General features: G+C 50.8%; 12 protein-coding genes. 10 read left to right on the top strand and 2 right to left on the bottom strand.

Annotation, left to right across the window (positions count from 1 at the left end; all coding sequences use genetic code 11):
• The first annotated feature begins 4 nt into the window (after positions 1-4).
• Positions 5-1237, top strand: a complete 1233-nt coding sequence (locus ACH50O_RS09875; protein WP_446811851.1) for a diguanylate cyclase — start codon at positions 5-7, stop codon at positions 1235-1237.
• Positions 1238-1282: 45 nt separating this feature from the next.
• On the opposite strand, the gene ppdK is transcribed toward ACH50O_RS09875, so the two are convergent.
• The gene (gene ppdK, locus ACH50O_RS09870) at positions 1283-4021 is read right to left on the bottom strand and encodes a pyruvate, phosphate dikinase (protein ID WP_446811850.1); all 2739 of its coding nucleotides are present in this window, start codon (positions 4019-4021) and stop codon (positions 1283-1285) included.
• 143 nt (positions 4022-4164) lie between these two features.
• Between ppdK and ACH50O_RS09865 the strand changes: the two genes are divergently transcribed.
• The 9 genes from ACH50O_RS09865 to queA all read left to right on the top strand — a co-directional run bounded on the left by ACH50O_RS09865 (position 4165) and on the right by queA (position 11811).
• The gene (locus ACH50O_RS09865; protein ID WP_446811849.1) at positions 4165-5346 is read left to right on the top strand and encodes an NAD(P)/FAD-dependent oxidoreductase; all 1182 of its coding nucleotides are present in this window, start codon (positions 4165-4167) and stop codon (positions 5344-5346) included.
• A gap of 185 nt (positions 5347-5531) precedes the next feature.
• The gene (locus tag ACH50O_RS09860) at positions 5532-6839 is read left to right on the top strand and encodes a citrate synthase (RefSeq protein ID WP_446811848.1); all 1308 of its coding nucleotides are present in this window, start codon (positions 5532-5534) and stop codon (positions 6837-6839) included.
• 16 nt (positions 6840-6855) lie between these two features.
• Positions 6856-7032 carry a DUF1674 domain-containing protein gene (locus ACH50O_RS09855; RefSeq protein ID WP_446811847.1) on the top strand — a complete coding sequence of 59 codons (177 nt, stop codon included), beginning with the start codon at positions 6856-6858 and terminating at the stop codon, positions 7030-7032.
• Between the two features lie 35 nt (positions 7033-7067).
• The gene (sdhC, locus tag ACH50O_RS09850) at positions 7068-7439 is read left to right on the top strand and encodes a succinate dehydrogenase, cytochrome b556 subunit (protein ID WP_446811846.1); all 372 of its coding nucleotides are present in this window, start codon (positions 7068-7070) and stop codon (positions 7437-7439) included.
• Positions 7440-7452: 13 nt separating this feature from the next.
• A complete protein-coding gene (sdhD, locus tag ACH50O_RS09845; protein ID WP_446811845.1) occupies positions 7453-7833 on the top strand; it encodes a succinate dehydrogenase, hydrophobic membrane anchor protein in 381 nt (126 codons plus the stop codon).
• A gap of 3 nt (positions 7834-7836) precedes the next feature.
• Positions 7837-9621: a succinate dehydrogenase flavoprotein subunit gene (gene sdhA, locus ACH50O_RS09840; RefSeq protein ID WP_446811844.1), complete on the top strand. Its 1785-nt coding sequence runs from the start codon at positions 7837-7839 to the stop codon at positions 9619-9621.
• Complete coding sequence (locus ACH50O_RS09835) at positions 9621-10403, top strand: succinate dehydrogenase iron-sulfur subunit (protein ID WP_446811843.1); 783 nt, start codon at positions 9621-9623, stop codon at positions 10401-10403. Before sdhA ends, ACH50O_RS09835 begins: the two co-directional genes overlap by 1 nt.
• Positions 10400-10642 carry an FAD assembly factor SdhE gene (locus tag ACH50O_RS09830; protein ID WP_446811842.1) on the top strand — a complete coding sequence of 81 codons (243 nt, stop codon included), beginning with the start codon at positions 10400-10402 and terminating at the stop codon, positions 10640-10642. The genes ACH50O_RS09835 and ACH50O_RS09830 overlap by 4 nt, the downstream gene beginning before the upstream one ends.
• A 149-nt stretch (positions 10643-10791) precedes the next feature.
• Positions 10792-11811 (top strand): tRNA preQ1(34) S-adenosylmethionine ribosyltransferase-isomerase QueA, encoded by a 1020-nt coding sequence (gene queA / locus ACH50O_RS09825; RefSeq protein ID WP_446811841.1) that lies wholly within the window; start codon positions 10792-10794, stop codon positions 11809-11811.
• 22 nt (positions 11812-11833) lie between these two features.
• Here the strand turns inward: queA and ACH50O_RS09820 are convergent, their stop codons facing one another.
• The gene (locus ACH50O_RS09820) at positions 11834-12301 is read right to left on the bottom strand and encodes a type IV pilin protein (protein ID WP_446811840.1); all 468 of its coding nucleotides are present in this window, start codon (positions 12299-12301) and stop codon (positions 11834-11836) included.
• Positions 12302-12359: the final 58 nt, after the last annotated feature.

Raw genomic sequence — 12359 nt, 5'->3', positions numbered from 1 at the left:
ATAAATGAGAAGGATTACATTCCTGGTTTATACAGTGCTATGGATTTTATTGATTAGCCTGAATCTCTACCAGCAAGTAACGGATACCAAACAATACGCGCAAAAGATTGCCACCCGGCAAGCCGAGATGTTTTTTGATCATATTGTGTCGGTCAGAAAATGGAATGCTTCGCATGGCGGCGTCTATGTGCCGATTACCGAAAAAACCCAGCCAAATCCCTATTTGGACGTGCCGAACAGAGACGTCGAAACCACCAACGGCAAACGGCTTACCTTGATCAATCCCGCTTATATGACTCGGCAGTTAGCGGAAATGAATGAAGGTAGCTCTGGAATTGCTTTTCATCTGACCGGTTTCAACCCGCTTCGCCCGGAAAATCGGCCCGATCTCTGGGAGTCCGAAGCGCTGCTGGCTTTTCAAAAAGGCCAAAAAAGCGTCAGCGACATGGGCACGATCAACGGCCGATCCTATTATCGCTATATGGCGCCGCTGACGGTCGACGAAAGTTGTCTCAATTGTCACCAAGGTTATAAGGTCGGAGAAGTGCGCGGCGGAATTAGCGTCAGTATTCCCAGCGCCAATATGGATGCTTTCGTTAATGAGCGCCTGGAGCATCTGATTATTACCCATGCGATTGTGACCTTGATCGGTTCGATCGTTTTGCTATTGTCTTATTTGGCGCAGGCGAGGCTGAGCCAGCGTCTGGATAAAGCCAAAAGCCGTTTGCAATTGGCCTATCTGGATTCTTTGACCTTGCTGCCCAACCGGCGCTACTACGATGCTTTTGTGAAAAGAGAATGGAAACGGGCCTTGCGGCATCAGTATCCGATTTCGATGATCATGATCGACATCGATTTTTTCAAGTTATACAACGACAACCTCGGTCATATCGAAGGCGACCACTGTTTACGGCAAGTGGCCAGAACTTTGAAACGATTCTTTCGTCGGCCGGGCGATTTGATTGCTCGCTATGGCGGAGAAGAGTTTTGCGTGGTCGCGGCCTGCGATGCCGAGCAAATCATGGTGCTGGCGGAGATACTCAGAAAAGCCGTGGAAAGTATGCGCTTGCCGCATCCGGCTTCAAAAGTCTCGGAATTTGTCACGATCAGTTTGGGCGTGGCCACCATCGTTCCGGGAGACGATCAAGCGTTTGAACGTTTATTGCATTGCGCGGATCAGGCGCTTTACGACGCGAAAGCTTCCGGTCGAAACCGGGTTGGTCAGTATCGGGGCTAAATTGGCAAAGGGCCGGCGTAACCGGCCCTAATCATGCTGACTTGCTTAAGTACGTTTTTCCAGAAGCTTGGCGTGCGCCGCCGCCAAGCGCGCCACCGGAATGCGTGGCGCGGAACACGATACGTAGTTCAAACCCAGGTCGTGAACAAAACGAATCGAGCGTGGGTGCCCACCATGTTCGCCGCAGATGCCGATTTTTAAATCGGGCCGTTGTTGACGCCCCAGTTCCACGGCCATTTTCATCAGCTTGCCCAAACCTTCTACGTCCAGCGTTTCGAATGGATTATCTTCCAACAGGCCGGATTCTTCATATAAAGGTAGAAATTTATTCTCGGCATCTTCGCGGGAGAATGAGAAAGTGGCCTGGGTTAAATCGTTGGTGCCGAACGAGAAGAATGCGGCGGTTGCGGCCAACCGATCGGCGCGGGTACACGCCCTGACGGTTTCAATCATGGTGCCGAATTTGAAGTTGAGTTTGAGTTTATATTGAGCTTCCACTTCGGCTTGAATTTCGTCCACATAGGCTTTGACGGTTTTCAATTCCTGTGCGGTGATTACTTGCGGTACCATAATCTCCGGTTCCACTGGAATCTTCTGCTTCACGCAACGCGCCGCCGCTTCCAGAATCGAGCGGATCTGCATTTTGTAAATCTCCGGATAGCTCATGCCCAATCTGACGCCGCGATGGCCCAGCATCGGATTGACTTCGTAAAGTTCCAATACTTTGTCCAGCATCATTTGCTTTTTACCGATCGCTTCCAGGATGACGTCTTCATTCAACATATTGAACGGCGGCGGCATTTCGGCGGGATGCAGCAGGGTATCCAGCGTCACGCGCTGGCCTTTGACGATGGTCAGATAATGTTTCAGCGCATCCAGTTCTTCGATTAGCTGATGCTCGTTGGGCAGGAACTCGTGCATCGGCGGATCGAGCAAGCGCACGGTCACCGGATGCGGCGACATGGCTTCGAACAATTGTTGGAAGTCGTCGCGTTGGATCGGGAACAATTTGGCCAATGCGGTTTCGCGTTCCTCGGTGTTGTGCGCCAGAATCATATCCACTACTAATGGCAAACGGTCGGCGGCATTGAACATGCGTTCGGTCCGGCACAAACCGATACCTTTGGCGCCGTAACTGACCGCTAAGCGTGCGGTTTCCGGCGTATCGACGTTGGCATGTACCCGCAGGCGGGCGATGCTGTCCGCCCAGCCCAGCAAGGTTTTAAGTTCCTCTGAGAATGAAGGCGGAATGGTCGGGATACGGCCCAAATAAATATTGCCGTTGCTGCCGTCAATAGTGATCAGGTCGCCTTCTTTGATATGGATGTCGCCAACGATGGCCAAACGGGCGCGCACATCGACTTTGATATCTTCGGCGCCGGCCACACAGGCTTTACCCATGCCACGCGCCACCACTGCCGCGTGCGATGTCTTGCCGCCGCGGCTGGTCAGGATGCCTTGCGCGGCGAAAAAGCCGTGGATGTCCTCGGGTTTGGTTTCCTCGCGCAGCAGAATCAGGTCTTGGCCAGTTTTGCCCAGACGGACCGCGGTATCGGCGTCGAATACGCAATGGCCGCAGGCGGCACCGGGTGAAGCCGGTAGGCCTTGCGCGATGGCTTTGAGCTCGTGGTTGGGGGCCAATTGCGGATGCAGCAGCTGCTCTAGCATATCCGGGTTGATCCGCAACAGCGCTTGTTCCTTGTTTATCAGACCCTCGGCGACCATGTCGATGGATGATTTTACCATCCCCGCCGCGTTCATTTTACCGTTGCGGGTTTGCAAGCAATACAGAATGCCGCGTTCGATGGTGTATTCGTAGTCTTGCACTTCGTGATAATGAGCTTCCAGCTTGTTGCGCAGTTCGACCAGTTGTCGGTATTGCTCGGGCATTTCCTTAGCCATTTCATGCACCGGTTTGGGAGTACGAATGCCGGCTACGACGTCTTCACCCTGAGCATTGACCAGATATTCACCGTACATTTCGTTAATGCCGGTACCCGGATTGCGGGTGAAACCGACGCCGGTGGCGCAGTCATCGCCCATATTGCCGAACACCATCGTGACAATGTTCACGGCGGTGCCATTAGCAATGTCCGGGGTGATGTGAAATTCGCGGCGATAATCCACCGCGCGTTTACCCAGCCAGGAATTAAATACCGCGCGGATGGCGATTTCCAGTTGTTGGTACACATCTTCCGGGAAAGGCCGGCCTGTTTCTTCGTGAACCACTGTCAGAAATTGTTCGCTGATCTCTTGCAGTTGATCGGCTGTTAACGCGACATCGGCTTTTATGCCGGCAGCGCGTTTGACGTTATTGAAATGCACGTCGAATTTTTCGTCGTCGATGCCCAGCGCGACTTTTCCAAACAATTGGATGAAACGGCGATACGCATCGTAAGCGAAGCGTGGGTCGTCGGTCATTTCAATTAAGCCGGCCAGGGTTTGCTTGTTCAAGCCTAAATTCAGGATGGTATCCATCATGCCGGGCATCGATATGGCGGAGCCGGAACGTACCGAAACCAGCAGCGGGTCGGTTGCGCCGCCAAAGCTCTTATTGCTGGCGCGCTCGATTTCGGCGATTTGCTCACGCACTTCGTCCATCAGATCGGCGGGTAATTGTTTATTTTCCAGATAGGTCAGGCAGGTTTGCGTAGTAATCACAAAGCCGGGCGGTACGTTAAAACCCATTTGTGTCATTTCGCAAAGATTGGCGCCTTTGCCGCCCAGTAAAGCCTTGTTTTTGCCGTCGCCAGTATTGAATGAATAGCTGTATTTTGGAGTCATTATGGCCTTGTCGAAGTGTTGAAGTTGGGTGATGGCTGCGGGAAACGCGTCGGTCAGAGGATATGCGTCTCGGTACCCTGGGGTTTCCGGTTAGAATACCCTACTTTTTACCGATTTTTTTATGTCTTTACAAGCAATGCTCCATGGATAAAGCAGACGTCGTTATTGTCGGTGCCGGTGCCTCCGGTCTTATGTGCGCTATCGAAGCCGCCAAGCGTGGTCGTCGGGTGCGGATACTGGAGCACGCCAATAGGCCGGGTAAAAAAATTCTGATGTCCGGCGGGGGGCGCTGTAATTTCACTAACTATAGTATCGAGCCGGCAAACTACATCTCGCACAATCCGCACTTTTGTAAGTCGGCGCTCAGCCGCTTTACGCAATGGGATTTTCTAGGGTTTGTGCAACGCCACCAGATAGCGTTTCACGAACGCTTGCACGGGCAATTATTTTGTGACCACAGTGCCAAAGACATTCTGGATGCGTTATTGAAGGAATGTCGGGCAAACGGCGTGGCCCTCGACTCAAATTGTCGGGTGGAACAAATAGAGAAACTGAGCGAAGGCGATTTTTTATTGCATACCGGTAATGCTGAGCTGACAGCGTCGGCATTGGTGATCGCCAGCGGCGGTTTGTCGATACCCAAAATCGGCGCCACACCCTTTGGCTATAAGGTGGCCGAACAGTTCGGCATCAAGGTTTGGCCGACTCGCGCCGGTTTGGTACCTTTAACGCTACAGCCTGACGACAAGCAACGATTTACGCCGTTGACCGGTATTGCGGTACCCTGTCGGGTAAGCTATCAAAAGCAGTCGTTTAAAGAAAATATTTTGTTTACCCATCGCGGTTTGAGCGGTCCGGCCATCCTGCAAATTTCGTCGTATTGGCAGCCGGGCGAGGCGCTGACCTTGGATTTGTTGCCGGATACGGATTTGCTTCGTGAGCTTAAGGAACATCGCCGGCAGGGCAGTAAGCAAAAAGTACAAAACCTGTTAGTCGAATATTTACCGAAACGTTTGTTGCAGGCTTTATTGGACGAACGCTATCTGGAGATGACCGTTGCCAATTGCGCCGATAAAGACCTGAGCGCTATAGCGGAAAGTTTGCACAACTGGACGATCAAACCCAATGCTACCGAAGGTTATCGCACGGCAGAGGTGACCGTCGGCGGTGTCGATTGCGATGCTATCTCCTCGAAAACCATGGAGAGTTTGCAGGTATCCGGTCTATATTTTATCGGCGAGGTTTTGGACGTGACCGGATGGCTGGGAGGATACAACTTTCAATGGGCCTGGTCTTCGGGCTGGTGCGCGGGTCAGTATGTCTAACTTTGTTGGACGCTGTTTTTTATAATACAGCCAAAAAATAGGCGGAATGATTGCCCATACGCTGAGCAACGAACATGTGTCTTAATTTGGGATGCATTAGTCCACAAGGGTTTGGCCTAATTGGCTGCCTGTGTGATAATCGGAACCAACTGCTAAGCTTCTGCTAACAGAAAACTGAGGAAACCATGTCAAACGATACTTTACTGGTCAGGCGTAATGCCACCGGAAAAGAAGTGGAATATCCGTTGTTGAAGGGGTCTTTGGGTGCAGATACCGTTGATATTCGCTCTTTGAACAAGGATTTGGGGTGTTTCACTTACGATCCGGGCTTTATTGCTACTGCCGCTTGCAAAAGCAAAATTACTTATATCGACGGCGATAAAGGTATTCTTTTGTACCGCGGTTATCCGATTGAGCAACTGGCGGAAAACTGCGAATTCACGGAAGTTGCCTATCTGTTAATGAACGGCGAGCTGCCTGACGCGACGCAGTTGCGCGACTTTAACGAAGAAATCAGCGACCGGGCCATCATTCACGAAGCCTTGCGCAAGTTCTTCGATGGTTTTCACTACGACGCTCATCCAATGGCGATGCTGGTCGGCGTGGTGGGGTCCCTGTCCGCGTTTTATCATAGTGACCTGAATATCAAGGACCCCGCTAGCCGCAGAGTCTGCGCGACGCGCATGATAGGCAAAATGCCGACCATAGCCGCCGCATCCTATCGACATTCGATCGGTAGGCCGTTTGTCTATCCGCGTATGGATTTGAGTTATTGCGAAAACTTCCTGAATATGATGTTCTCGCGTTCATCGCAAAACTATATCGATCAGGAACACTATATCGATCCCAATTTGGTTAAGGCGCTGAATCTACTGTTTATTCTGCATGCCGACCATGAGCAAAACGCCAGTACTTCGACCGTGCGTATGGCGGGCAGTACCGGGGCCAATCCTTATGCCTGCGTTGCCGCCGGGATAGCGGCACTATGGGGACCCGCGCATGGCGGCGCCAACGAAGCCGTTTTGAATATGTTGGCGCAAATCGGCAGTGTCGAAAACGTACCGAAATATATTGCCAAGGCCAAGGACCATGACGATCCATTCCGTTTGATGGGATTCGGCCATCGCGTCTATAAAAATTTCGATCCGCGCGCCACCATTATCCGCAAAACTTGCTACGAAGTATTAAGTCGAACCAACACCAGCGATCCGCTGTTCGAATTGGCATTGGCTTTGGAAGAGTATGCGTTGAAAGACGAATACTTTATCGAGAAGAAGCTTTATCCCAATGTCGATTTTTACTCGGGTATCATCTACAAAGCCCTGCACATCCCAGTCGATATGTTTACCGTGATGTTTGCTATTGCCAGAACCGCGGGCTGGGTGTCGCACTGGTTGGAAATGATGGAGGATACGGTGACGCCGATCAGTCGGCCTCGACAGCTATATGTCGGCCCGCCGCGACGAGATTTTGTGAATATCGGCAATCGCTAAATAGTCATCGAACCATATGAATTCGGACCAAACTACGCAACAAGAATCGCTTGAAGGCGCACTGCCGAAAACGGACAAAATCTTGCCGGATGAAAAGTCTGCTGCAGTTCCGGAAGAAATCAACGGCCCGAAAGGGCCTGAGCCTACGCGATTCGGCGATTGGGAACGAAAAGGGCGCTGTGTCGACTTTTAACGATCTATTTTTTCAACTATCACCAAGGGTAAATCATGTCAGCTAACAGACCACTTTCACCCCATCTGCAAGTCTATCGATTGCCCTTAACCGGCTTGGTTTCCATCACGCACCGCATGACCGGGGTCTTTCTGTCCATGGGTCTGGTACTGTTTGTGTATGTGCTGTTCGCCATTGCTGCGGGCGAAGGCGCTTACGGCGCGATGCAGAGCTTTATGGCATTCTGGTTGTTCAAGCTGGTTTATTGGGGCTTTATCTATGCGCTATTTTTTCATTTGGTGCATGGTATTCGCCATTTGATTTGGGATACGGGTAAGACTTTTGATCGCGTGACCCTGGATAAGTTTGCGGTTTACGAATTGATTGCGTCCGCATCGCTGACGCTGATCACCTTTGTTGTGTCTTAAGAAGAGGCTGTTTATGGATTACAAAGCATCGCTGGAAAAAGCCGCCGATTTTTTCTCGGTACATAGCGGTTCAGGACATTTTTGGTACCAGCGGGTGACCGCCGTGGCTTTGGTGCCATTGTCGATTTGGTTGATTGTTTTACTAAACAAAGCCTTAACTGCGCCGTATGCGGAAACGGTCAATTGGTTGTCTTCGCCGTTCAATACCCTGGCGATTATCGCCTGGACTGTGGCGGTGGTATATCACGCCGCTTTGGGTGTGCAGGTGGTGATCGAAGATTATGTGTCCACAATCCCGGTAAGAAACTTGGCGATACGCGCCACTAATCTGACTTTTTTAGTTTTGGGCGTTGCGGCATTGCTCGCGATTATCATCATTCTTTTGGCAAGGTAACCCATGGCCTCAGCATATAACATCATCGAACACCAACATGACGTCGTGGTGGTTGGCGCCGGCGGGGCCGGCTTGCGGGCCACTTTCGGCATGGTGGAAAAAGGTCTAAAAACCGCTTGTATCAGTAAAGTGTTTCCCACCCGCAGTCACACCGTGGCGGCACAAGGCGGTATCAGCGCCGCGCTGGGGAATATGGGCGAAGACGATTGGCGTTTTCACATGTACGACACGGTAAAAGGTTCGGATTGGCTGGGCGATCAGGATGCCATAGAATACATGTGCCGGGAAGCGATTCCGGCCATCATCGAATTGGAACACTATGGCGTACCATTTTCGCGGACTGCGGAAGGGAAAATCTACCAGCGGGCTTTCGGCGGTATGTCCACGCATTACGGCAAAGGCCAGGCGCAAAGAACCTGCGCGGCGGCAGATGTGACCGGGCATGCGATTCTGCACACCTTGTATCAACAGGCCTTGAAGCACAAAGCCGAATTTTTCGTCGAGTACATCGCACTGGATTTGATCATGGAGGACGGCGAGTGTCGCGGCGTCCTGGCCTGGTGCCTGGACGACGGCTCCATTCACCTATTTCGCGGTCACCAGACTGTATTGGCAACGGGCGGATACGGCCGTACCTTTTTGTCCTGCACCTCGGCGCATACGGTGACGGGTGACGGCAACGGCATGGCGTTACGGGCGGGATTGCCGTTGCAGGACATGGAGTTTGTGCAGTTTCACCCTACGGGTATTTATGGTTCCGGCTGTTTGATGTCCGAAGGTGCGCGCGGGGAAGGCGGTTATTTGACCAACTCCGAAGGCGAGCGATTTATGGAACGTTATGCGCCGCATGCCAAAGATTTGGCCTCTCGCGATGTGGTCAGCAGGGCGATTACGGTCGAGGTTAACGAAGGACGCGGTATCGGGCCTAAGAAAGATCATGTGCATTTACATTTGGAGCATCTCGATCCGGCGATTATCCACGAGCGTTTGCCCGGCATCACCGAAACAGCCAGGATTTTCGCCGGTGTGGATGCGACCAAACAACCGATTCCGGTTTTGCCGACCGTGCATTACAACATGGGAGGCATTCCAACCAATTACAAAGCCGAAGTCGTTACCTTGAAAGACGGTAATCCCGATTATGTGGTACCGGGCTTGATGGCAATCGGCGAAACCGCCTGCGTTTCAGTGCATGGCGCCAATCGTTTGGGTTCTAATTCTTTACTGGATTTGGTGGTATTCGGCCGGGCGGCGGCGATTCGCTGCACCGAGTTAATCAAGTCTGGTATGCCGCATAAGCAGTTGGCAAAAGACGCCACGGATCAAGCGCTCTCTCGCTTCGATAAAATCAGACACGCCAACGGTAGCCGTAAAACCGCAGAAATTCGTATGGATATGCAGACGGCGATGCAGTCCAAGGCTGCGGTGTTCAGAACTGAAGCTACGCTAAACGAGGGGATTAAAGCCATAGGTGAAATTGCCGCATCCTTCAATGACGTAAATGTTGGCGATAAATCGTTGATTTGGAACACCGATCTGGTGGAAACCTTGGAATTGGACAATTTGCTTGGTCAAGCTCAGGTTACCATTACCGCTGCCGGTAATCGCCAGGAAAGTCGCGGCGGTCATGCACGCGAAGATTTTCCGAAACGCGACGATAAAAACTGGATGAAGCACACCCTGACTTGGCGCCACGACAATCAGGTTAAGATCGACTACCGTCCTGTCCACCTGTATACGCTCACCGACGAAGTCGAAGTCGTTGCGCCTAAAGAGAGGGTTTACTAATGGTTGAATTTACACTGCCCAAAAACTCGGTGATTAAAAAGGGTAAAACCTATAAAGCCGAAGGCGCCACCAACATCCGTCATTTCGAAGTTTATCGTTGGGATCCTGATTCCGGTGAGAATCCGCGCATCGATACTTATGAAATCGATATGGACCAGTGCGGTCCAATGGTGCTGGATGCGATTCTCAAAATAAAAAATGAGATTGATAGCAGCCTGACGTTTCGTCGCTCCTGTCGCGAAGGTGTCTGCGGATCCTGCGCGATGAACATCAACGGCAAAAACACGCTGGCGTGTACCAAAGCGATTAGCGACTATAAAGGCACCGTGAAAATATTCCCGTTGCCGCATATGTCGGTGGTCAAGGATCTGGTCGCGGATATGACGCATTTCTTCGAGCAATATACGTCGATAAAACCCTGGTTAACCGCCGAATCGGCTGCACCAGCGGAAACCGAACGTCTGCAAAGCAGGGATGAGCGTGCCAAACTCGATGGCCTTTACGAATGCGTACTCTGCGCTTGTTGCTCAACCAGTTGCCCAAGTTATTGGTGGAACAGCGATAAATATTTAGGCCCTGCGATCTTGTTGCAAGCCTATCGCTGGTTGGCCGATAGCCGGGACGAAAACGATAAAGAACGTCTGGATGAGCTTGACGAGTCGTTTAAATTGTATCGTTGCCACACCATTATGAATTGTACAGATACTTGTCCTAAGGGGCTTAACCCTGCCAAGGCGATTGCCGAGATCAAAAAATTATTGGTCCAGCGCGACCATCTGTGAGCGAAAATATTAACAAACTGCGCTGGCGTTGCCGGCGCGGAACCCTAGAGCTTGATTTGATGCTGCTAAGGTATTTGGATAGTCGCTATATTGTTGCCGATGGGGCTGAACAGCTGGCTTTTTTGCAATTGTTGGAGCTGGAAGATACCGATTTGATGAGGTATTTGATGGGGGAGCAGTTGCCGAAAGATCAAAACCTGGTGCGGCTTGTGTTAGCCATAAGGGCTTTGACAGCTTAAATCCGCAAATTCTAAGTATTGATTTCAGATAAAAGTGGCATATCTTACGTCAGTGTCTCTCGTTTAAGTCTTTATCATTCCCAAGCATCTTTTTTACGGCCCGCCGGTAGCTAACCGCGTAGGGTGTATCCAAATTCAAAAAACATTTTATGAAAAAGAGCGACTTTAATTACCAGTTGCCTGAGGGACTCATTGCGCAATATCCGTTGCCGGAACGGAGTTCTAGCAGACTGCTGCGCTTGGACAGACAAGCAGCATGTATTTCCGATTGTCGGTTCGCCGATTTTGTCGATATGGTAAGCAGCAAAGATTTACTGGTGTTTAACAACACTAAGGTGATCCCGGCCCGCTTATTTGCAAATAAGGCGAGTGGCGGAAAAGTCGAAATTTTGATCGAGCGTCTCGAAGATACACAGTGTGCGCTTGCTCATGTCAAGGCGAGTAAATCCCCCAAAACCGATACGCTGTTACATCTGGAAAACGGCTCGCTCTGCCGGGTGCTTGGGAGAGAGGGAGATTTGTTTCGTTTGCAGCTTGAATCCGAGACTAGCTTGTTGGAGTTGTTGGACGAAGTTGGGCATATTCCGCTGCCGCCTTATATCAGCCGTGCCGACGAAGTCAGCGATTTAGACCGTTATCAAACCGTCTTTGCCGATCAGCTTGGCGCCGTTGCAGCACCGACAGCTGGTTTACATTTTGATCAATCGATATTGGACCGGTTAGCGCAAAAAGGTGTGGCCCGCAGTTTTGTGACTTTACATGTCGGTAGCGGGACTTTTCGACCGGTACGTGTCGAGAACTTGTCCGACCACGTAATGCATAAAGAGTTTTACAGTGTATCTCAGGCTTGCGTGGACGCAATAAATCGGACCCGAGAGCAAGGAGGGCGGGTACTGGCAATCGGCACTACAGTCGTCAGAGCGCTGGAGTCGGCTTCGACTAGTGGTGTTTTGCAGGCTGGATTTGGCGATACCAATTTATTCATTACACCGGGTTATACTTTCAAAGCGGTCGATGCCTTGCTGACCAACTTCCACTTACCGGAATCGACTTTGCTGATGTTGGTGTCGGCGTTTGCTGGTTACGATGTGGTGATGAACGCTTATCGTCATGCCATCGAGCAGCGTTATCGGTTTTTTAGTTATGGGGACGCGATGCTGGTGATTTAGTATCAATATAAGCTAGCTGCAATTAGTCCCATTGAGTTTCATCGGTATCTAAAAAGTCGCCATCATTGTTTCTATCCCAGCGTCTTACCCCCGTATTTGTAAGTTCAAGTACTCCGTTTCCAGTCTGAGGACCAGTGGGTGTAGCTCTTAACGTGTAGCTGGTTGTCGATGCCGCGCTAATGATTATTGTGTAATATTTGGCAGTGTCAATTGGTATGGTGTAGATAGAGGGCGTTCCTGTATCTTCTGTTCCAGTGCCGCAATTAGCTACCAAGGTGCCCCCGGCTGCACTATCACAGTAATTATTATTTTCAGTGTAATGCCGTTCCATAGCATTTCCTAACGCCAATAATGCACCAGTTGCATCTGCTCGACGTGATTTGCTCACACTAGCCTGATAGCTTGGAATTGCTATGGCAGCAAGCACTCCAACAATCACCACTACCGTCAGTAGCTCAATTAAAGTTACGCCTTGTTGTTTCAGTTTCATAGTTAAATTGTGTACTTTATGAGTAATTTTTGAATTCCAGGGATATTTCTAACCGCTA

The sequence above is a fragment of the Methylomonas sp. 2BW1-5-20 genome (assembly GCF_052474515.1).
Note: the sequence above shows the minus strand (reverse complement) of the source record. Positions and strands in the feature narration are given on the sequence as shown.